Origin of the sequence: Kitasatospora sp. NPDC092039 (assembly GCF_044756065.1) — a bacterium.
Classification (GTDB): domain Bacteria; phylum Actinomycetota; class Actinomycetes; order Streptomycetales; family Streptomycetaceae; genus Kitasatospora.
Genome location: NZ_JBIVSD010000011.1, coordinates 1 through 21,593, shown reverse-complemented (window position 1 = coordinate 21,593; position 21,593 = coordinate 1). Strand labels below are relative to the sequence as shown.

Here is a 21,593-nt window from a genome sequence, read left to right as displayed (position 1 = left end):
CACGGTGCGGCAGTGCTACTACTCGGTGCCGGCGAAGTTCATCGGCGCCAAGGTCCGCGTCAAGCTGCGGGCCAACGAGTTGTGGGTGTTCGACGGGCGCAAGGTCGTCGCCCGCCACCCCCGGCTGACACGCCGTTACACCTACCACGACCTGCTGGACCACTACCTGGAGATCCTGCTGGTCAAGCCCGGCGCCTTCGCCGGGGCCTCCGCGCTCGTGCAGGCCCGCGGCGTTCTGGGCAGCGGCGAAGACCAAGGCCGGGGACCGTGAGGGCACCAGGATGCTCATCGAGGTTCTGCTGCTGCACCGCCAGCTGCCGTCGGAAGCGCTGGTCACGGCGATGGAGACCTGCCTCCGGATCGGGTTGGTCTCCACCGACCTGGTCGCGATCGAGGCCCGCAAGGCGATGGAGGGCACCGACGCGGACGACGCGGAGCTCCTGGCCGGCCCCGATGAGGCGGCCGCAGAAGGGTCCGCTGCCGCACCCGCGGACGGCGGGGCCCAAGTGATCTCCCTGCACGCGCGCCGCCTGCCGCCCGACCCGCGCCAGGCACTGCCCGACATGAGCAAGTACGACCGGCTGTTGAGCGCGGTCGTCAGCCGCGACAGCCAGACCCAGAAAGGCCATGGCGCATGAGCCCGACCATCACCGTCACCGACCAGGACGACGAGCAGGACACCGGCAAGGTCCCCGGCCGTAGGCTGTCGCTGCCCGGCGATCCGGAGGACATGCTCATCGACGAGGCATGCCGCGAGCTTCGTCTGCCGGCGTTTCGCGAGCGGTTCATCGACCTGGCCGGCACCGCCCGGCGCGAGCAGGCTACCTACAAGCAGTTCCTGCTGGACATGCTGCAGGCCGAACTCGCCGACCGGGACCTTCGCCGCCAGCAGCGGCTGCTGCGGCTGGCCCGCTTCCCGCGGCCCAAGCGGCTGGAGGACTTCGACTTCGAGAAGAACCCGAACGTCCCCCCCCGAGGTCGTCGCCGATCTGAAGTCCCCGACCTGGGTCCGCGAAGGCCGGCCGTTGGTGCTGATCGGAGACTCCGGCACCGGCAAGTCCCACCTGCTGATCGGCATCGGCACCGCGATCGCCGAGACGGGCCTGTCGGTGCGCTACACCACCACCAGCGCGCTGGTGAACGAGCTCGCCGAGGCCGACGCGAGCCGCCGCCTGTCCTCGGTGATCGCCCGCTACAGCAAGATCGTCGAGTTCGTCGTATTCCTCGTGGAGGAGCCGGCAGCCGTGGATGCCGGCGAGGAGGACTTCGAGGAGGTCGGGGGCGGGGCGTTTGGGATCGAGCAGGGTCAGGCGCAGGCCGGTGTCCTCGGGGGCGATGTCCGGACCGGCGTGCTGGGCGAGGTCGTCGATGCCTTCGAGTTGTTCGCGCAGGCCGACGGGGTCGGGGAGGAGGCCGTCGGCGACGTGGAGGGCGTGGCGGACGAGGCCGGTGACCGCGGCGTAGGAAGAGGCGCCGGCTTCTAGGAGTTCGAGGACGTGGGTGGGGGTTTCGTGGGGGAGGGCTTCGATGTCGTCGGCCGCAGGAGCAGGACGTTGGGAGAGTGGCCGGTGACTTCTGTAGTGACTTCGGCTGCGGCGGCGAGCCAGTGGGCTGCGGCGACGGCGGCTGCGGTGGGGTCGATGTCAGTGAACAGTGAGGCGGGGCCGAAGGGGTTCTGCTGAAGGAGGCGGTCGCGGCGGCGACCTGGACGGGAGAGGCGCTTTCGCGGCTGAGGAGGACGGTCTGGCGGGCGCGGCCGGTGAGGTCGCCGAGCTCGGCGTTCTCCACGGCGGCGAGCTCGGTGGCGGTTTCGGCGAGGACGGCGTCGGTGAGGCCCGTGTCGCCGAGGGCGTGCAGGGCGCGGCCGGCGCGGTGGGCGGACTCGGCCAGGGGGCTGTACTCGACGTCGAACATGCCGTCCTGGGGGAGGTTCGGCCGGGTGATGGCACCGGGGACCTCGTCGAACGCCGTGCGTTCCTCCGCGCGGCGCCAGCCCTCGGAGTTGGGGTCCTGGGAGGCGGCGGCGCTGGCCGGGTGGGTGTAGGTACGCCAGGCGGCGTCGGAGAGCTGGGTGAGGCTCGGGCCAGGCTCAGCAGGACAGAGGTGTCGGCCTCGGCCGGGAGGGAGACGATCCGGGTGGCGAGGTCGCCCGGCCCATCGAGCTACGCCCGGTCAACGCTGCCGATCTCCAGGCCCGCCAGGCAGACCCGGCCCGTTACCACCGGCCGTAGGCCCGACCTGTCGAGCGGCCGCTTGGCCCGGGGTCGCTCTGGAGCTGCATAGCTGGCGCGAGGCCCCGTCGAGGCGGCGGTGGCCCGCTCCTGGTGCGACGCGACAGGGATTCCGATCGGACGGCACCCGGGGACGATAGCCCGGCCCGCCGCGAGGAACGGCCCGGTCCGGTTGGCGCCGATCGGGTAGCCGACGGTTCCCTGAGCGGCCCCATGCATCGCGCCCTATCGCCGTATGGGCCGCCCGCCATCGGCGGACGACCCATACGAGGTCGGGATTGTTACTAAATGGCGTGGATCGTTTGAATGAAGGCGATCCCCAAGGCCGCAAGGACAGCCATCGTGAGGGCGGTGTGAACGAGTACGCCTAGAGTACTAGGCGACCTTGCCGGGCCGCTTTCCCGCCGCTTGGCCGAGAAGGCCAGAAGGGGTCGTGGTTCAACCCAAAGGTAGGCGAAAAAGCCGAATCCGGTGAGCATGCAGATCCAGAGCCATGCCAAATTCTTCTGAGGGTTATTTCTGATGCCCAAAAGGATGTGGCCGATGGCCAATAGGCCTGTTACAAGGGCGCCTATCCCCAGTGGTGACCAGCCGAGTAGACTTGGATATGCGATCGAGACCAGTAGTTTCAGGCCGCCGAAGCCATGGCTTGGGTCGAAGGGCTGAAACTGAACAATGGTGCCGCTGCCAGCGATATCTTGCTCTGTGGCCTGTTTGAACCTTTCGAAGGCGCCAGCCGATCCAGGATTCCCGTATGCGAACTGATAGGTTTGCTTCTTGCGGGAAAGTATGCCTGTGGACCATTCGACGAACACCTCTGAGCCATTGGTATCTACTTGGACGATCGAGGTGCGTCGTGATCGCAGGTCGTCAATTAGCTCTGCGTTGTCCGAACTGGCTGGGAATAGGACGACGAGCACTGCCAGGTAGCTGGCCGTCAGGAGGAGCAGCGCAGTCCATCTGAAGAACTTTCCTGATGCCAACTCTAATATTTTATTGTTGGCGCGAGCACTGCTGGGTTGGGCGGTGTTAAGCATGAATAGTTCCAACCCAGTAGAATTCCTGCCTGACGCTGGCGCCGGGGCCCCATGTGGTGTTCGGCAGGGCGTGAGTTAGGGAGGCGATTCCGGTGTCATTGTAGGCGGCGAATGCCACGGTGAAGGAATGTTTCTCTGGCGATACGTTGATCACCTGGTAAACCACGTCATATCCTCCCATGAAGGCCTCCGGTGTGGGATTTCCGCGCTTCCCGTCGGTCGCCATTCCCGCAAGGTCCTTTGGGAAATTGTGCGCCTTCTCGACCAGATCCTTTCCGTCGACGAAGTCATTCTGTCCACCTAGCTCGGACAGTGGGACCTGGTAGTTGCCGTCCCGAATCTGGGCAGCCAGGGCATTGAGGATCTCCTGGCTGTGGTGGTCTCTGGCGATCTGTTGGGTCAGTTGGCTTCCCCCGTCGAAGGAGATGTTAGCGCCGTCCTTCCCCTCCGCCCAGAGCTGAAGCAGGTCCTGCCAGGTGAGCTGTGGTGAGGTGCCGGACAGCTGATTGCAGGCTGCAATTGTTCCGGACGTTACCTTGGCACCCTCTTTGCAGGGTTGGATGTTCCCACCGAGGGTCAGGATGTACTTCTGCAGCTCCACGGCGAGTGCCTGGTGGACTCCCTTCTCCAGGTCGTCGTCCTTCCACTTTCCACGGTGAACGAGCGAGTCCAGTGCAGCCTGACAAGCACTGTCGCAGCCACCCTTACCTGACGAACTCCCCTTGCCCGAGGAGCCGGACGTGCCGGTTGTACCAGAAGCGCGTGGTGTCCCACAGTCGCCAGGCTTGCATCCGCCGCCGTTGTTGGGAGTCAGTCCGTGCTCGGCACCCCACACGAGGTTCTCGGAGCTTCCACAGGTGCCTCCCTTGCAGCCGTTGTCGGGGGAGTAGCCGTAGCACGCTCCCTCCGTCCCGCATCCTAGCGGGATCAGGCCGGATGGGTCGCTGAGGTTGATGGGGTTGTTGTTGCTGTAGGCATAGGCGTTCCACTGTTGTGGGTTGGTCTGGTCGAGGATGGGGTCGGGGCTGATGAAGCGGCCGGTGGTGGGTTGGTACTGGCGTGCGCCGATGTTGGTGAGGTTGGTGGTGTCGTCCTTGGTGCCGCCGATGTAGCCCTTGGTGCCGAGCCAGGTTCCGGGTGCGGGTTGGTTGCCTCGGGGGTTGCCGAAGGGGTCGCTGGTGCGGCGGTTGGTGGCGGAGGTGGTCAGGTCGATGCTGGTGGTGCTGGTGCCGTGGTGGTCGGTTGCCTGGACGACGAAGGTTCCGGGTGCGGTGCCGGCGCCTTGGCGGACGATGGTGAGGCCGTCGGGGATGGGGTAGTAGCGGGTGCCGGTCTGGGCCTTGGTGGTGGCGTTGACGGTGAGTTCGTCGGTGCCGAGGGTGATGGTGTTCTGGCCGGGGTTGCGGCGGATGAGCTGGTTGCCGTCGGCGTCGTAGAGGTAGGTGGTGGTGGTGTTGGGGACCGTCCAATTCTGTCCGGCCGGGACGGTGCTTGCGCAGGTGCCGAGGGCCAGGGCGGTGTTGTTGGTGGTGACGTCGCCTGGGATGGCGATGCACTGGTTGGTCGCGGGGTTGTGGATGGTGCCGTCGGGGCGGGTGTTCCAGGTCTGTGCGGCGGAGTTGTCGCAGTCCTGCAGCTGGACGGCTGATCCGGCGGCGGTGCCCATGGCCTGGACGCACTTGTCGAGGACGACGAGTTTGCTGTTGGCGATGGTGTAGAGCTGGTTGCTGCTGTTGTTACAGGTGCTGATCTGCAGGTTGGTGCCGTTGGCATTGCTGCCGCCGGCGGTGGAGATGCAGGTGCCGCCGTTGCCGGTGATCCGGGCGGGGGCGGTGTAGGAGGCGAGCTTGCCTTCGCTGTTCCAGGTCAGTGCGGAGGTGCCGGTACCGGTGATGCCGGTTCGGATGGCGGTGGTATTGCCGACCGCGTCGTACTGGGTGGCGCCGGTGGCGGTCGTGGTGGTGCCGGTCTTGACGGTGGAGCCGAGCAGGGCGTGGGCACCGCCGGTGCCGCCGCCGGTGTTGGCCGCGGTGGTCGGCGTGTTGACGGTGCCGGGGGCCGGGAACTGCTGGGTGGTCGTGACGTCCTTGGCCGGGTCGCCGTACTGGTCGTGCTGGACCAGGGAGGTGCGGTTGCCGGTCAGGTCATAGGTGTACTCCTGCCAGTAGGGGTTGCCACCGCCGACGGTGGTCTTGGCCGGAGCCATGGCGCCGCTGGTGGGTGTGGTGTTGGTGCAGGCGCCCTGGTCGAGGGTCTTGTGCTGGAGAGGGTCCGAGGTGGTGATGCCGCCGGTGTCGGTCCAGGCGGTGGTGAGGCGGCCGAGGTAGTCGTAGGTGAAGCACTGCCGGTCGGTCGCGGCGGGGTCGTTGTCGGGGATGTCGGTGATCGAGGTGATCGATCCGGCGGCGTTGTAGGTGTAGTTGGTCTGCTGGACGGCTCCGAGCGTGGAGGTCTGCTTGTCGAGGAACTGGCCGCGGACGCGACCGGTGGCCTGGTCGTAGTCGGTGGTGGCGACGATCTGGGTGCCCCACGGGTTGACGGTCGAGCGCAGGGGGCGGCCATAGGCGTCGTACTCGCTCTGGACGTCGTAGGTGGTGGCACCGGCGTAGGAGAACATCTGGCCGTAGCTGTTGTTCGAGTAGGCGAGTTCTTCGTAGGGCAGGCCGCCGGTGGCGGGCAGGGTGGTCTGCTTGGGGTTGCCGGTGATCTGGTCGTAGGTGGTCGAGGTGGCGTAGGTGTAGGTGCCGGAGGCGAGGCCCGCCTCGGTCCCGGGGATGGTCAGGGTGGTGCCAGTCGGGCGGTAGCCGTTGTCATAGCCGGTGACGGCGGACGTGTACGCCCGTCCTGCGCTGCTACCACCGACATAGCGGGTGGACGAGGTGGGCTTGCCCTTCATCACCGTGTCGAAGGCCCACGAGGCGAGCTGGTTGGCTGGTGCGACGGCCCCTTGATAGAGGCCGACTTTTCGGCCGATCAGATCGTAGGTGTTGGTGAGCGTCTGGCCGCGGGCATCGGTAGTGGTGGACAGACGAGATGCGGCGTCATAGGTGCGGGTGGACGTGCCGGTGTCCGGGTCGGTGGCGCTCGTCTGGCGTCCGCGCAGGTCGTACGTGTATGTCCAGGTATTGCCCGCGGCGTCCGTTAGGCCGACGAGCCGACCGGCCGGCGTGAAGCTGTAGCGGGTCACCGCCGCATCGGAAGCCTGCCCTGTGGCTGTAGTCGTGCGGTAGCGCCACGCCTCGATGGTGTGGCCGCGGGCGTCCGTCAGGGTGGTGCTTGGCCAGGCACCTAGCGGGGGGAGCACATCGGTGCGGTCCACACCGGGATAGGAGGTGGCAGTCTGCTTCTGCAGGACACCCCGGGACCAGAACGCCGAGGTGACTTGTCGGCCGAGGCCGTCGAAGGTCAGGCGCGTCTGGGCTGGGATATCGCTGTCCGGGGCGCTGACCAGGGTCGTCGAGGGGCCAGAGGCCTGGTTGTACCAGGGCGCGCTGGAGGCCCAGGTCCGGCCCTGCGAGTCGTACTGGGTGTCAGTGATTAGCCGACCGGTGTAGCCGGGGCCTGCCGGCGTGGATTGGACCTGGCGGGTGCGGGCGAAGCCGTCGAGCAGCGTGATCTGTCTCGTGTAGACGGGGGTGTTGGCGTCGAAAGTGAGGGTGGAGGAGGTAGTGGTTGACGGGACGCCGATGGTGTTCGAGACGTTGTAGCTGAACGTCAGGTTGGCGTTCGGCTTGAGCTCTGGGGTACGACCGGGGTACCAGACCGCGGTCAGGCGCCCGAGTCCGTCGTAGGTTTCCGTAGTCACCTTGTCATTGGCGTCCTTGACCCTCAGCACCAAGGATCGCCGACTGTCGATGGTGGTGACGATGTCCCAGCTTGCCGTCGCCGTACCAGGGACAGGCATCGATGCTGTGACGGTGGTCGGAAGTTCGCCGACAGCCGATGACGAGTACGTTGTCGTGCTGGTCGAACCGCTGGGGTGTTGAGCGTCGGTGCTGTTTGGGTTGGTGCTGGAGATGGTCCTGCCATAGGTATCGAACGTCTGGGTACCCACAGTCGTAAAGATTGGTGTACCGGCATTGTCGTACTGGTCGAGGACCTGCTTGGCTGTCGGGTCGGCTGTTGCCCCGGCCTGCTGGTAGGGCTTGCCGTCGTAGAAGACCCGCTCCCTGGAGACGGTGTTAGTTGCTGTGGCTGGGGCGGTGCAGGCGTCAGGGCCGGAGACGGTCAGGGTCTCGGAGAGCAGGTCGAGACGCTGGAGGTCCGGTCCGGTGGCGTATGCGGTGCGGGTGCACAGGTCCTGCAGGCTGTCGGCTTGGTTGAGCTCGGTGACCGGCCGGTTTCCGTGGGCCTCGTCGCCGGTGGTGGTACTGGTGACGGCCTGCCAGCTTCCATCGGCCTTGCGAGCGCGGTTGGTCGTACTGTTGACGGTGGCCGGGTAGCGGGCGACGAGGTCGGGAAGGCCGCTGCCGCGCGGCTGGGTCGCGGTGGTCCGTTCCCGAGTCGCGCTGTTGACGACCTGTGCCATGGTCTTGCCGGTCGTCAGGTCGATCGCCTCGGTCTGCAGCACCCGGCCGGAAAGCCATTCGACGTCAGTGACGTTGCGGCCGAGGGCATCAGTGAGACGGGGCACGGTCCGCTGGGTGCCGTTCTTGAGGATGTCGCCGTCCATGCCTGGCCGGTAGGTGGTGACGGTCCGAGTTTTGGGGCCGTCGTTGCCGCTGCCGACGGTGGTGGTCACGGTGGCGAAGCCGCGGAAGTCGTTCCAGGTTCGGGCCTTGGGGTCGGTGAATTGGCTGTCGTCGCGGTGCCAGGCCGCGGGGCCGTACTCGTAGCTGGTGGTCTTGGCGGGTGCGCCGGTGGCGAAGTCGTTCTCGGCGAGCGTGCGGACGGTGTAGTGGTTGAACCAGTCGAGGATCGGGTCGGCGCCGACGATGGATCCCGGTACGATCCAGCGCACTGGGAAACAGGCGCGGGTGTTGTCGTCCTCGGCCGTCGGCATCACGTGGTTGACGCGGGAGCAGTCGCGGTCGTTGTAGTCGACGGTGAGGACGCCGCCGGTCTCGTTGCGGATCTGCTGGATGCGCGGCCGGTTCATCCGCGGGGGCGCCGGGACGAGGTCCGATCCGTCGACCCGATTGGCCAGCATGACCGCCGTGAACGACACCGCGGGCGTGCTGACGTTCGGCGTGGCGGTCTTCCCGGTGCGTTGCACGGAGTCGAGCCACAGGACGCGCTGGCTGAGTGCGTCCTTCGGGTCGCTGGTGACGTCCATGGGGTCGAGGAAGGAGTGCTTCAGCTCGTAGGAGTCGACGTCCTGCCAGGCGTTGTTGACCCGCACCTGGGTGGTGACCGACGTCAGGCGCTTGGCGGTGAAGTACGTGGGGCTCGAAATGGCGCAGGTGCCGGCGTCCTTGCATTCCTGGTCCACCGGTACGTCGGGCCAGTTGCTCTTGTTCGCGACGGTGCGGTTCGCCGGGTCGCAGGCGGAGCCGGTGGCGAGACAGCGCTCGGCGGTGCCGAAGGCGACCCGGGCCGCGGGCTGGAGCGTGCCCTTCGCCGCGACCTGGTCGGCGAGGCGCTGGCCGTAGTCGATGCGCGCGAGCGTGTTCGCCCGGGTGTACGAGGTCAGGGTTCCGTTGCCGTTGTTCTGGCCGGCGCCCCGGGAGTAGTAGTTCTTCTCCGGCGCCCAGGTGTAGGTGATCAGGTTCCCGTGGGCGTCCACGACGTAGTCGAGGGACAGGCGCTGCCACATCTGGCACCACGAGGCCTTGCCCTTGGCGCTGTCGTAGCACGGGTCGCCACTGTTGGGGGCGTAGACCGGAACGGTGGAGGCGGACTGGGTGGCGGGGTCGCTCCGGTCGCCGCCGGGCAGGTGGTTGAGGCCGAAGTAGTACACCGTGCCGGAGGTGTCGGTGACCTTGGCGTAGGCGCCGTTGTAGGTGCCGTTGCCGCTGGCCGGGTCCGCGCCGAACTCGATCCGGGTGCCGTCGTCGTTCTTCAGGTGCCACACACCGGTGGCCTCGTCGGACGTGGTCGCCGTGTTGGACTCGCGCACCAGCGGTCCGGCATGTGAGCCCATGGACAGCGTGGCGTTGAACCCGCCCCAGCACAGGTCTCCGGATTTGGTGATGCCGTCCTTGTCGCACGGGGTGTAACTGCGCTCGATGAAGCCGGGGTTGAAGTCCCATCCGTCACCGATCCAGGACGCCTGGGCGTTGGTGGCCGACGTCTTCCCGTCCACCGACGACGAGTTGTACCCGAAGGAGACCAGCGGCGCAGCGCCGCCGAGGGCCGGCGGGACCTCGACGTTGTAGCTGTAGGTGAGGGCGCCGGAGGAACCCCCCGCTGCCCAGCCGGACGAACTCGACAGACTCGTAGCCTGATAGGTCCCCCCGCCGCCGGAAGAGCCCGTCTCCGCACCGAGGAGAACGGCCCCGGTCTCACCGGTCGAGGTCGATGTGCTGGAGAACGTGGCCTTGACCGCTCCGCCGGCCGCCTGAGGGGACTGCGCGCCAGTGTGGTCAGCAGGGAGTTCCAGGTCGGCGACCAGCCGCTTCGACGCGGCGTCGTAGGCGGTGGCAACGGGGGTGCGGACCAGGCAGGACGGCACCTGCGGGGTAGTCAGTGCGCAGGGTGGCATCGTGACCAGTCGGCCGCGGGAGGCGAATTCACCGACTGTCCCGCTTGCCGAATCCAGTGCCGCGACATCGACGGCGACCTTCACGGCCGCCTTCTGCGTGCCGTCGCCTGCTGTGGACGGTGCATTGGCTGCTGATGGGGCGGCGCTCAGGGAGAGCAGGAGACCGTTCACCTGAGCGGAGTCCGCGGTCCTCGTGTCAGCCTGCGTGACCGTTACCGCGCTTGGGGTGGAGCCCTGTTCGGATGGGCTGACCCAGACCGGGAGCGTCCCGGCACGCGAGGGCGTGGCCGTCAGGTCCGTTGTCGCACTCTTCTGCTCGACGGGGGTTCGGGCGGGCGCGGTGTTCGAGGCCGCAGGGACGGGGTAGTGCGGCGCGGCCTCGGACGGTTTCGGTGCCGCCGCCGCGTTGACCGACGGGGTGCGCGGCAGCGGGGTGTTGGGTGGCGACCACACCCGGGAGAAGTCGGGCCCGGCCGCGATGGCCTGGGAGACGACAGGTCCCAGCAGTGATGAGGTCAGGGCCAGCACCACGGCGCAGGCTATGCGCCTGCTCACCGGCGGTGACCCGTTTCTTCTACGAATTTGCATCGACGATTCCGTTTTTCTGACGACAAGTTAACTAAGGTGCTGCTATGGGCTGGTGGATTCTATGGGAGGTGATGAAAGTTGATCTCTTCGTATCGAGAACGCGACGATGTGACATGCGTCACGGCCTGCAGGGTGGGGGTGTCTATGCCAGTCAATGCGGATATTCCGGAAAGAAAATCGTTGACGACCGGCCTGATTCCCTGAGACCGTCCGCCTGACCTCTGCGCGTCCGGCGTCGAGGGTTCACACCGGAAAGAGCCAATGGGTGTTCCAGGTAGGAAAATGACTGACAGTCGACTGCTGCTCGGAAGGACCGCCAGGCGGCGGCCAGCTCGACTCCGCTTCTCGTCACTGGCGGCGCTGCTGGCGCTCGCGGTGACGCTGCCAGGCCTCGCGTCGCACCCCGCCGCAGCCGAACCGGCGACCGATCCATGGCAGGCCGCGCAGAACGTCGTCACCGCAGGAGACGCCAGGCATGTGGGGGAGTTGCTGGAGCCCCGGCCAGCCGAGCTGGCGCTCGCCGAGGCGAAGAAGACCGGCAAGGACGTCCCGATACCGTCACTCACGGACGAGTTCAGCACCACGGTCGCCACACCCTCCGGCAAGCTCCGCCAGGAAAGGCACCTGGACGCCCAGCGCGTGAAGCGCGCCGACGGGTCATGGACGGCGCTGGACGACACACTGCTCAAGCGCCCCGACGGCACCCTCGCTCCGGCGGCGGCGAGTGACAACCTCGTCATCTCGGGCAGTGGCAGCAGCACGCTGGCGACCATGACGACCAAGGACGGCAAGCAATTCGCCGTCGGCTCGCCGTTCCCGGGGCCTCTGCCGATCCCGACCGTGAGCGGCAACAGCGCCCTGTACGCATCGGTGGCACCGGACACCGACCTGAAGGTGACCGCGACCCGGTTCGGCGGCTACAGCACCGTACTGATCCTCCACACGCCCGCCGCCGCCTCGAACCCGGCGGTACGCTCGCTCACCTTCCCCACCAGCACCAAGGGCGTGGAACTTTCCACGAACGAGGACGGGAGCCTGAAGGCGGTCAGTGAGGGCAAGGAGATCTTCACCGCCCCGAAACCGCAGATGTGGTCGGCCGCGGCACCGGTGTCCGGGGGCGCCGCGCCGACGCAGACCTCCACAGCAGTGAAGGCGTCGTTCGCCACCCAGTCCTCGGCGACGGCGCCCAGCCCGACGAACTCGCCGGCGGAGGGCGGCGTCTCCGGCCAGGCCGCCGGGCAGACATCGGGTACACCGAGTACGACGGACGGCCCCGGAGCCGGGGCCACGGTCGCCGACATCCCCGTGGCAACCGGAACGGGTGCGAACGGCAGCAAGAGCATCGTCCTGTCACCCAGCCCGGAACTCCTGGACGGCCCGAACACCAACTACCCGATCTACGTCGACCCGACGTGGTCGAACGACGCACGCGGCAAGAGCCACCACGCCTGGGTCCAATCCGCATACCCGGGGACCGGGAACTACGACCGCACAGGTTCTGCCGACCGCGACCACCCCGGCGTCGGCTACCAGGGCTGGGAAACCACCAAGGGCATCGAACGGTCGCTGTACGAGTTCAACCTGAACGGCTACCTGCCCGACACCGCCATCAACTACGCCAACCTTCGCGTCTGGCAGCACGTGTCCGCCGACCACTCCTGCACCACTCCGTACCCGGTGAGCGCCTACCGGGCCGGAGCCTTCGACAGCAGCATCTCCTGGGGCACCCACCACATCTTCGAATTCCTCGAAGGCAAGGACGTCCCCGGCAACGGAGGCGACAACGCCTGCATGGCCGGTGTCCCCATCGACTTCAACGTCACCAGCGCGATGCGCAACGCCCTCGCCGACACCGGCACGCCCCTGGCGTTCGCCCTCATCGGCCGGGAGGGGACCGGCGACAAGATGGCGTTCAAACGCCTCGCCTACGACGCCGTCCTGTCCACCGAGTACGACCACGTGCCGCTCCAGCCGGGCGACCCCCGCGCACTGCCGGCCCCGCGCAGCGTCACCCGAGGCGAGAGCGACGCCTGCGGCGACGAGACGCTCTCCTCGTTCCGCTGGGTGACCGACACCACGGTCAACCTGACCTCGGTCGTCAACAGCCACAACCAGGGCCAGCTCACCGAGTACGTCAGGATCTGGGACGACACCGTGACCGGATCGCCCATCGTCAGCAACGGCTGGTCCGACTTCATCCCCAACGGCAGCCGCGCCTCCTACACCGTCCCCCGCTTCACCCTGCAGGACGGTCACATCTATGGCTGGGCCGCCCAGGGCGACGACGGCATCCTTCGCGGACCGGAGACGGCCACGTGCCACTTCGCGGTCGACACCACCCCGCCTGTCGCAGCGTTCGGCACCTTCACCGACCCGAACACCCAGTTCCCGCCGTCCGGCAACGGCCAGACCACCAACCTGCGCCTCGGCCAGGAAGGCTCGATCCCCTTCACGGCCTATGACCCCAACCTTTCAGGCAAGCTGGCCTCGGGCGTGGTCTGCGTCCGTTACGGCTACGACCCGCAGCTCGCCAACTACACGCAGAACTGTTCCGCGGCCGGCAGTACCCTGAACGTCACCGAGATCAAGACCACGCCCCCCCACTGGGGCACCAACATCCTGTACGCCCAGGTCTTTGACGACGCCGCGAACGCCTCGCAGACCATGTCGTACTCCTTCTACGTCCCGTGGGCCCCAGGCCCGGTCGCCTACGGTGACACCACCGGTGACGCCAACCCCGACATCCTCGTCCCGGACAGCGCTGGCAACCTGATCACCCATGGCCGGGCCACCGACCCGGGCAACACCGACGTCCCCCCGACCGGCACCGCCGCCCCCGCCGACCAGGCACCCGAAGCCAGCTCCGGCCGGACCTGGAAGGACTTCAAGGTCACCCACCGCGGCTCCCGCGACCCGGGCAAGAACACCGACGACCTGTTCGTCCACCGCGACGGCGGAGACCAGCTCTACTACTACGCCAACTCGGAATCCGACCCGGGCCACTTCACCCTGGGCACCGCAGCAACCCTCGACCGTCCCAACTGCTCCGGAGGCGACACCAGCTGCCCCGGCTACCACCAGGACGAGCAGTGGAGCCACACCAGCCAGATCACCCCGATCGGCTCCGCCAAGGACACCCGCACCCCCAACCGTGAGGTCAAGGACGCCACCGGCTTCCTCGCCGTCGAGGCCGGCAACCTCTGGTACTACCCGGCCAAGCCCAACCACACCCTGCGCGCGCCGAACCTCGTCGCCACCGGCGGCTGGGACACCCTCGACCTGATGGTCCCGGGCAACACCCTCGCCGTCGACGCCGCCGGCACCATCCCGGTCACGCCGGCCCTGTGGGCACGTGCCCGCACCACCACGGGCAACCGGACCGCCGGCGACATCTTCCAGTACGCCCTCACCACCGAGACCCGCACCGACGGCCTCGGCGAATACACCACCGTTGTGGCGGTTTCCCCGGCGAGCGCACACCGCATCGGCACCGACGTCACGACCGGTGCCTTCCCGACGGTCGGCGCCGACGGCGACGTCACCGGCGACGGCGTCCCGGACCTGTGGGCCCTCGACAGCTCCGGCAAGCTCCATGCCTGGCCCGGCTCGCTCACCGGCAAGACGGTCACCGGCTTCGGCATCGACCACTTCCGCGGCAACACCCAGGCCCCGGCCGCCCAGTGGAAGCTGCAGGGCGATACCAGCTCTGTCAGCGCCGACCCTGCCATCGACTACAACGCAACCGCCACCGACCTCGCCTTCGCGGCGGACACCGTCGACGGCCGCGGCACGAAGGTCGCGGTCTTCAACGGCGCGACCTCGGCCATGACCACCGACAAGCCGGTCGTCGACACCCGCAAGAGCTTCACCATCAGCACCTGGGCGAAGTCCAACGGCAGCGGCCAGATCGTCGCCAGCCAGAACACCGTCCACGCCAGCAGCTTCCTCCTCTGGAGCGAAGGCACCGGAGGCGCCTGGCGCTTCGCTCTCGCGCACGGCGACGACAACACCTGGCCCTACGACTTCACCAAGGTCAGCAACAGCGCCGCCCTGGTCCAGAACGGCGCCTGGACCCGGCTGACCGCCAGCTACAACGCCGACACCAGCCAAATGAACCTCTACGTCAACGGCGCCCTCGCCGGCAGCGCCTACCACAACGCGGCCACCAGCCCCGCCCCCACTGGCGGTCTGGTCCTCGGCCGCTTCCAGGACCAGGGCCAGCCGACGACCAGCTTCAACGGCAGCATCAGCAACTTCGCCGTCTACAACACCCCTGTCAACCCGCCCACCGCTCCCATGGCGATTCGCCACGCCGCGAGCTACAACTGTCTCGACGTCCCCTACAACGACACCAGCCAGGGAATCGAACTCACCTTCTGCAACAACACCGCCGCCCAGAGCCTGACCGTCGACTCCACCAACGGCACCGTCAGCCTGCGCGGAATGTGCCTCGACATCACCGGTAACAGCAGTGCCAACGGCGCCGGCGTCGGCCTCTGGACCTGCGCCCCCGGCGCCCCGAACCAGGTCTGGCTCCCCCGCGCCGACGGCAGCCTCTACAACCCGGCAACCGACCACTGCCTCGACCTGCCCAACAACGACACCACCCCCGGCAGCCGCCTCGCCGCCTCCACCTGCAACGGCACACCCGCCCAGACCTGGAGCTTCCCCGCTCTCAGGACCCCGCCCCAGCCTGTCAACCCCTGACCCGTCACGCACGGAACTGGGCCTCTGCGCACCGGCGCTGGGGCCCAGTTCCATGAAGGCCGTGCGACCGTGCGCCTGCACTCCGGGGAGAACCACGGGCTCTGCCGGACCAGGCGGCCAATGATGACTTGCCGCCACACGCCGGGTTGCTGCCGACTGTGAGGACACCCGGCTCCGCTTCGTCCGTGCCCGGTCGACCGGTAAGAATCTGGGCCGATCGGACTGACCCGTGGTGGTCTCCGGCGGCGACGGTCCGGAGTCGGCGGGCTCTGGACGTTAGGATCTCGCCCGACGGCACCGGCCCGATAGCCGCGCTCGGTGGCTCCACGACGGGCACGAGGGGCTGCGGCAGCCTGGTGCGGTATCTCCGGACTGTCGGAACAGTCGCCCTGGAAGTGGCTGATGTGGTCGGCGTTCGCACCGTTTGTGCTGGCAGGGGTGACGGCGGGTTGAGCTGTGAGGAAGTCGAGGTCCTTCCTGGCGAGGCCCTGAAGCTGGCACGCAACCGTCAGTCGGGCGGCGCTCAGTTGCAACGCGCCGTCGAAGTCGACGCTCAGCCGACAGCCCGCCGGTTCCGCTGTGCGGCCGACCAGTTCTCGATCTACTCCGGCCGCGGGTCCAGCAGGCGGCACCACCCGAACGCGATAATCAAGCCCCCTTCCACATAGGCCGCATAGTCGGCGTAGGCGTTCGCGGGGAGATCCCTGTCCACGCCGCGAGGTCGCCGGCGGGGTCTCAGGCGGCGGCGAGGTCGTCAGAGCCCTCGACAAAATTCGACCTCGGCATGAGCCTGAAGTGGCTTGCCACCGACGGCGACGTCCGCACCGCAACCCTGACAACCCGCGGCCGGGCGTACGTCGCCCGCCTTCGCGAGACCCACACAGCCGTCGACGTCCAGTGCCTGTCCGGCCGGATCACCGAACTGCGCAGCTCCGGCGTGGTACGGATCAAGACCGGCACCTCGAAGAAGTCACCAGCCTGGGACGTGAAGTTCGACGACCCCGAGCAGCTCTTCGCCATGCGCCTGGCCCTCGGCGATCAGGTCAGCTTCGTCGTCGAGCAACGCCGCACCTTCGACGCGATGAGCCGCACCCGGGCGACCGAGTACCGCTTCCTCGACGTCGACCACGGCCCTGAAGCCCTACCTGGCAGCTGACCGAGATCCGCAGCCGCGTGGTGGGTCGGGCAGCCCGGTCCTCGCGCGATGCTGGATCGGCTTCTCTTCGGAGCGAGCGTGCTGGGGTACCACGGACGCGCTCCCGCTGTGGTGCAGTTCGCCCGGAACAGGCGCTCGCGGGGCCGGTGTCCGTGCTGCCGGATATGCTCACCGGTCGAGACTGATAGGGGAGTTACGTGCGCGACTCTATGCTGACTGCTGACGTTCCGCTCGGCCCGTTCGACGGCCATCTCGTCCCTGTCTTCGCGGCGAAGGGCAAAGCCTCCAAGCTGCATGCACACCTGCGATGCCCCCGGCTTCGCGCGGACGGAGCGGTGGCCTCCGAAGCGCCGCTGAACGCCGCGACGATCGCCCGGATGTGCTCCGCCTGCGCACATCACGGGGACTGGGACCGTCCGGACAGCGGTGTCGGACTCTTCCTGCGCGCGCTCGGCGGCTACCGCGGGCTGCTCTCCCAACTGCAGGAGTACACGGAGGCGGATCCGGACGACGAGGTGACGCAGGAGGAAGCAGAAGGCGCCGCGGAGGTTCTGCGCGCCGAACCGGTTTCCGAGGAGGACGAGACCTACGACGAGGACAGCGATGCCCGCGACGACGCGGAGCGCCTCCGGGATCTGGTCCTGTCCAGGTGGCGTGACGCCGCGGACAGCCTTCACCTCGCCGAGAGCGTCGTCGCGAGGTTTCCCTGGCTCGCCGACTGGGCGCGGCCGAAGGTGGCACTGAAGGAGGAGTACCTCCAGGCGCTGCGTGAACGAGCGGGACTGTTCGTCGATGCGGCCGCACTGGTGGAAGCAGCGGCGGCCGCGAGCCTGGAGATGCCAGAACTCCCCACGGATGACGACGCGTTCAGCGCCATCGGCGACCGCGAGGAGATCGCCGGCCGGCTGCGGTCGATGTGGTCCCGCTGGCAGGGTTCAGCGGCGGACGCGTGGGGGCTGCCGGGCGACCCCCTGGTCACGTATCACGCCATCGGGGGAATCAATTCACGGCGCAATGGGTACAGCGAAGCCCGCCGTGCGGCCGACCGGCTGCTGGCTTCTTGGGAGGAGGAGGCACGCCGGGTCGCCCGCCTCTCGGACCTGGGCGTGATGGTGACGCTGACCGCACACCTGCAGGAACCCCGGGGTGAGGAGCCCTACTCGCAGCAGCGTGAGCGGACGCTGCTGGGCGGCCTCAACCACTGGACGATTGGCATCCTGCTCACCTACCTGACCAGCGCTGACTGGGGCCGGCGCAGGCTCACTTTCCGTGCACCCCAGCTGGTCGTCGACCAACTCCTGGCTCGCACCGCGCTCGTGCGGTGCGAGCCCGAGCCTCCCGGCGCCCCGACGGCTGCCGACGAAGCGGGTCCCCTGGGGCCGGGGGTCTTCGACCCGCACCATCCTGGTGCGGCACCATCGCAGGACTTTGAACGTCCCGCCGTCCCCGACGGTCACGTCAGTCACTCCGCACCGTCCCGGTGCGGCATCATCTCAGGGTCATTAACTGCGCCGGCAAACTCTGGGCGCTGAACGTCACTCCATACTATCCGGGTGAGGCACCATCGCAGCCATTGAGAGGCTTCGAGATACTAACCCAGGCGGCGAGTCCCTCCGCATTTTCATAGTGCGGCATCATCGCAGTGTTTCAAGTCGGGTCGGCCCCACCAGGAGATCCACTGGTCCCTCCTCACCTCACCAGCGCGGCACCATCGCAGCGACACCTCGGACAGTGGCGCCTGCCCGGCACAGGCCGTCGCTCCGAGCCGTCCCAGCGCGGCACCATCGCAGCAGGTCAATGCAGGCCGCGCACGGGTCCGAGCCCTGGTCGCTCCGCATCATCCCTGTGCGGCACCGTCACAGCGAGATCGGCGAGTACGACCTTTGGATTGAGTTCCCGAGTTCCACTCCTCTGTATGCGGCTGCCCATCGAGCGTGACTGAGGGGCCGCAGCGGAAGGGGTATCCGTGGGGACTTGTCGGGGACCACGCGCCGTTCACCACCGTCTCTGAGGTGCCCTTCGGCGAACGAACAGCGCGGGTTGTCTACCGTCTGACGTGCAGCGATGGCTACGCCCGGGCGACTGGGGGTCAAGTGGCCGGATGGGTCGCTCGACATGGTTTCTCCGTACTCGGCGAGGGTTGTACGCCCGCCGGAGGGAGTCCTGGCCACCGAACCGGTCCCGTTCATGCGGCTCGCAGCGAGGATCGGTTGGCTGCTCGTCGGCCAGGGCTCCGGTCGGGTCTCAGACCTCGCCGAGGGGGACATTCGGGTCCGCCAGGCGGTCGGCGTCCACCACGCGCTTGGAGACGATCAGTTCGCGGATCGGGTCGGTGACATCCCAGATGTTCATGTTCATACCGGCGAGGACCCGGCCGTCCTTGAGCCAGAACGCGATGAACTCGTTGGCCTTCACGTCGCCTCGGAACACGACTCGGTCGTAGCCGTCGGGCTCGACGTAGCCGAGGTATTCCATGCTCAGCTTGTCCCGTGAGGCCACCGGCTCGTTAGGATGCCGGGGTGTCCACTCGGCATCGGTGAAGAAGTACGGGATCCGGTCGTACACCGCGTCCGGCTGCCCGAGCAGCGCGCGGGCGGCGGTCTGCGGCTGGTTGAGCGCGTTGGCCCAGTGCTCGACTCGCACATGGGTGCCGAACAGCGGGTGGAAGGCGTTGGCGACGTCGCCGGCCGCGTAGACGTCCGGGTCCGAGGTGCGCAGGTGCTGGTCGGTCTTCACGCCGTCGTCGACCTCCAGCCCGGCCGCCTCGGCGAGGCCGGTGGCGGGGGCGATGCCGATGCCGACCACCACCGCGTCGGCCGCCACCGTCGTGCCGTCGGCGAGCCGCACGCCGCTCACCGTGCCGCCCTCACCGGTCAGTTCGGCCACCTTGACGCCGAGGCGCAGGTCCACGCCGTGCTCCCGGTGCAGGTCGGCGAAGACCTGGGCGACCTCCCGGCCGAGCACCCGCAGCAGCGGCAGTTCGAGCGCCTCCAGCACCGTCACCTCGGCGCCCGCCTCCCGGGCCGCGGCCGCCACCTCCAGCCCGATCCAGCCGGCGCCGATCACCGCGATCCGGGCCCCCGGCCGCAGCGTCGCCCTGATCCGGTCGCTGTCCTCGACCCGCCGCAGGTAGAGCACCCCGTCCTGGTCGGCGCCGGGCACCGGCAGCCGGCGCGGCACCGAGCCGGTGGTCAGCAGCAGCTTGGCGTACTCCACCCGGCCGTCGTCGGCGAGCGTCACGGTGTGCCCGGCCGGGTCGATCGCGGCCACCGCCGTGCCCAGCCGCAGCGTGACGTCGTGCTCCGCGTACCACTGCGGCGGGTGGACGTAGATCTTCTCCCGGGACGTCTTGCCCTGCAGGTAGCCCTTGGACAGCGGCGGCCGCTCGTACGGGCGCTCGTGCTCCTCGCCGATCAGGACGATGCCGCCCCGGTACCCGGCCTCGCGCAGCGCCTCGGCGGCCTTCGCGCCGCCCAGGGACGCCCCGACGACGACGATCGGGCGCTCCCGCCCGCCGTCCGCCGCGGTGGTCCCGGTGTCCGTGCCCGCCATGCTCGACTCCTCGCTCTGCGGCCGTGGTCGGGGCCAGCCTGCCGCCGTCCGGGTGGTCTGTCGAGACCGCGCCTGGCGCGCCGCGCCGCGCTCGCCCGTACGAGTGAACGCGGCGCCTTGGCGCCCGGCCTCGGGCAGGTCTGCCGCACTCCGCACGCGGCGCCGCGCGCCCGGCCCGGCGGCGGTCTCACGGGGTCATCGCGTCCCTGACCAGCGCGGTGTCGGTGAACTGTTCGAAGCGCACGATCCGGCCGCCGCGCACGGTGAAGCGGTGGGCGACCCGGACCGCGAGCGGCTTCCCGGTGGCCCGGTGCACGGCGGTGTAGCGGCCCAGCACCACGACGGTCTCGCCGTCCACCACGTAGGTGTCGTCGTGCGCCGTCCAGTCGTGCCACTCGGCGGCCAGCCGCGCCATCACGTTGGCGGTGACGCCCTTCGGGGTGCGGTAGGTGCCGGCCAGCGGGAAGCCGGCCATCTCGGTCCACTCCACGTCCTCGGCCAGGGTGCTGCGCAGCGCGGCCAGGTCGCCCCGGGCGGAGGCCAGGTACTGGCGGCGCACCACGTCGGCGGGGGCGGGCGACTCGGCGAAGGACGCGGTGTCCCGGGGGATCTCGATCACCGTCCGCTCACCCCCACGCCATCTCGCCCATGACGACCTTGGTGCCGATGTCCGCCGCGATCCGCAGCCCCAGCTGCGGGAAGCGCCGCTCCAGCGCCTCCTTGGCGGCCGCCGCGTCCGGGGCCCGGCCGATCTCCGTCTCGAAGGCGCGCAGGTAGGCGCGGGTGTGGTCGATGGCGGTGTGGTCGGTGGGTGCGCCGGCGACCCGGTGGCCGGCCGCCACCCAGGCCGGCTGGAGCGCCTCGATGCCGTCCACCAGGTCGATCCAGGCGGCCCGTTGGGCGGAGGCGGGGGTGTCGGCGGTCCACACGTGCAGGCCCTCGAAGAGCAGCACCCCGCCCAGCACGGCGCGGTGGTGGTGCTGCCAGAGGTAGTGCCGGTCCGGCAGGTGGAAGTCGGCGCCGCGCAGCTCGAAGCGGTGGCCCTCGAAGACCAGCTCGTCCCCGTGCAGCACCTCGGGCCGCACCAGCCGGGTGGGCAGCTCCGGCCCCAGGTGCGCCCAGGCCCGCAGCTTGGGCTCGTAGGTCTCCTGGATGTGCTCGACGGTCGAGGCGGTGGCCAGGAAGCGGGCCTGCGGGAAGGCGTCCTGGACCTCCTGGGCGCCGAAATAGAAGTCCGGGTCGCCGTGGCTGACGAAGACGGTGGTCAGCCGCTTGCCGCTGGCCGCGATCCGGTCCACCAGGCGGCGCCCGTCGGAGCGGGTGAACCCGGCGTCCACCAGCAGTGCGTCGTGCGGGCCGGTGACCAGGACCGAGGTCTTGTTGAGCGAGCTGTCCGGGCTGTCGATGATCTCGAAGTCGAGTGCACTCATGCCCCCGCCCCGCTTCGCTCGGCGGGCGCTTCGCGCGATGCGCGCCTGCTGGTCGTCCGCTCACTTCGTTCGCTCACGTTCGGTGTCCTTCCTCGGGGCCGGGCACGCCTCGCCGCCAGGATCGGGCGTCGGCGGCCCGTCCGCATCCGGAAGGGCTAGGGCGTGTCTGACAATTCGCGTCGGATCAGGGCGCGGCGTTGGGGTGCGTGCATCGCAAGGCGGAGGAGGGAGCCACTGCGGAGCATTGGC

Annotated in this window: 11 protein-coding genes and 1 pseudogene; 7 read left to right on the top strand and 5 right to left on the bottom strand. The window is 68.6% G+C overall.

Annotated features, from left to right (window positions below):
- Nucleotides 1-4: 4 nt before the first annotated feature.
- From ACIQI7_RS21770 to ACIQI7_RS21755, 4 genes and pseudogenes are all read left to right on the top strand, one after another.
- Nucleotides 5-271, top strand: a complete 267-nt coding sequence (locus ACIQI7_RS21770; RefSeq protein ID WP_401112505.1) for a Mu transposase domain-containing protein — start codon at nucleotides 5-7, stop codon at nucleotides 269-271.
- A gap of 10 nt (nucleotides 272-281) precedes the next feature.
- On the top strand, nucleotides 282-638 hold the full coding sequence (locus tag ACIQI7_RS21765) for a hypothetical protein (RefSeq protein ID WP_401112503.1): 357 nt from the start codon (nucleotides 282-284) through the stop codon (nucleotides 636-638).
- Nucleotides 635-964: pseudogene (locus ACIQI7_RS21760) on the top strand (ATP-binding protein); the annotation flags it as partial. The gene ACIQI7_RS21765 and the pseudogene ACIQI7_RS21760, both read left to right, overlap by 4 nt.
- A 25-nt stretch (nucleotides 965-989) precedes the next feature.
- On the top strand, nucleotides 990-1,484 hold the full coding sequence (locus ACIQI7_RS21755; RefSeq protein ID WP_401112900.1) for an ATP-binding protein: 495 nt from the start codon (nucleotides 990-992) through the stop codon (nucleotides 1,482-1,484).
- A 1,031-nt stretch (nucleotides 1,485-2,515) separates the two neighbouring features.
- Here the strand turns inward: ACIQI7_RS21755 and ACIQI7_RS21750 are convergent.
- Together ACIQI7_RS21750 and ACIQI7_RS21745 are read right to left on the bottom strand one after the other, a co-directional pair.
- The gene (locus ACIQI7_RS21750) at nucleotides 2,516-3,268 is read right to left on the bottom strand and encodes a hypothetical protein (protein ID WP_401112501.1); all 753 of its coding nucleotides are present in this window, start codon (nucleotides 3,266-3,268) and stop codon (nucleotides 2,516-2,518) included.
- On the bottom strand, nucleotides 3,261-10,439 hold the full coding sequence (locus ACIQI7_RS21745) for an RHS repeat-associated core domain-containing protein (protein WP_401112499.1): 7,179 nt from the start codon (nucleotides 10,437-10,439) through the stop codon (nucleotides 3,261-3,263). Before ACIQI7_RS21745 ends, ACIQI7_RS21750 begins: the two co-directional genes overlap by 8 nt.
- A 342-nt stretch (nucleotides 10,440-10,781) precedes the next feature.
- On the opposite strand from ACIQI7_RS21745, the gene ACIQI7_RS21740 reads away from it, so the two are divergent.
- From ACIQI7_RS21740 to ACIQI7_RS21730, 3 genes are all read left to right on the top strand, one after another.
- Nucleotides 10,782-15,206: a ricin-type beta-trefoil lectin domain protein gene (locus ACIQI7_RS21740; protein WP_401112498.1), complete on the top strand. Its 4,425-nt coding sequence runs from the start codon at nucleotides 10,782-10,784 to the stop codon at nucleotides 15,204-15,206.
- A gap of 784 nt (nucleotides 15,207-15,990) precedes the next feature.
- Nucleotides 15,991-16,362: a hypothetical protein gene (locus tag ACIQI7_RS21735; protein ID WP_401112496.1), complete on the top strand. Its 372-nt coding sequence runs from the start codon at nucleotides 15,991-15,993 to the stop codon at nucleotides 16,360-16,362.
- 209 nt (nucleotides 16,363-16,571) lie between these two features.
- Nucleotides 16,572-17,894, top strand: a complete 1,323-nt coding sequence (locus ACIQI7_RS21730; protein WP_401112494.1) for a hypothetical protein — start codon at nucleotides 16,572-16,574, stop codon at nucleotides 17,892-17,894.
- A 712-nt stretch (nucleotides 17,895-18,606) separates the two neighbouring features.
- Here the strand turns inward: ACIQI7_RS21730 and ACIQI7_RS21725 are convergent.
- The 3 genes from ACIQI7_RS21725 to ACIQI7_RS21715 all read right to left on the bottom strand — a co-directional run bounded on the left by ACIQI7_RS21725 (nucleotide 18,607) and on the right by ACIQI7_RS21715 (nucleotide 21,344).
- Nucleotides 18,607-19,914, bottom strand: coding sequence for an NAD(P)/FAD-dependent oxidoreductase (locus ACIQI7_RS21725; RefSeq protein WP_401112492.1), 1,308 nt, complete (start codon nucleotides 19,912-19,914; stop codon nucleotides 18,607-18,609).
- 187 nt (nucleotides 19,915-20,101) lie between these two features.
- Nucleotides 20,102-20,533 carry a nuclear transport factor 2 family protein gene (locus tag ACIQI7_RS21720; RefSeq protein WP_401112491.1) on the bottom strand — a complete coding sequence of 144 codons (432 nt, stop codon included), beginning with the start codon at nucleotides 20,531-20,533 and terminating at the stop codon, nucleotides 20,102-20,104.
- A 7-nt stretch (nucleotides 20,534-20,540) separates the two neighbouring features.
- Nucleotides 20,541-21,344, bottom strand: a complete 804-nt coding sequence (locus tag ACIQI7_RS21715; protein WP_401112489.1) for an MBL fold metallo-hydrolase — start codon at nucleotides 21,342-21,344, stop codon at nucleotides 20,541-20,543.
- Nucleotides 21,345-21,593: the final 249 nt, after the last annotated feature.

Bases quoted from the DNA above. Each gene is read 5' to 3' on its own strand.
- ACIQI7_RS21765 (WP_401112503.1), top strand. From the start codon at position 282: ATGCTCATCGAGGTTCTGCTGCTGCACCGCCAGCTGCCGTCGGAAGCG.
- ACIQI7_RS21750 (WP_401112501.1), bottom strand. From the start codon at position 3,268: ATGCTTAACACCGCCCAACCCAGCAGTGCTCGCGCCAACAATAAAATA.
- ACIQI7_RS21740 (WP_401112498.1), top strand. From the start codon at position 10,782: ATGACTGACAGTCGACTGCTGCTCGGAAGGACCGCCAGGCGGCGGCCA.
- ACIQI7_RS21735 (WP_401112496.1), top strand. From the start codon at position 15,991: ATGAGCCTGAAGTGGCTTGCCACCGACGGCGACGTCCGCACCGCAACC.
- ACIQI7_RS21730 (WP_401112494.1), top strand. From the start codon at position 16,572: ATGCTGACTGCTGACGTTCCGCTCGGCCCGTTCGACGGCCATCTCGTC.
- ACIQI7_RS21725 (WP_401112492.1), bottom strand. From the start codon at position 19,914: ATGGCGGGCACGGACACCGGGACCACCGCGGCGGACGGCGGGCGGGAG.
- ACIQI7_RS21715 (WP_401112489.1), bottom strand. From the start codon at position 21,344: ATGAGTGCACTCGACTTCGAGATCATCGACAGCCCGGACAGCTCGCTC.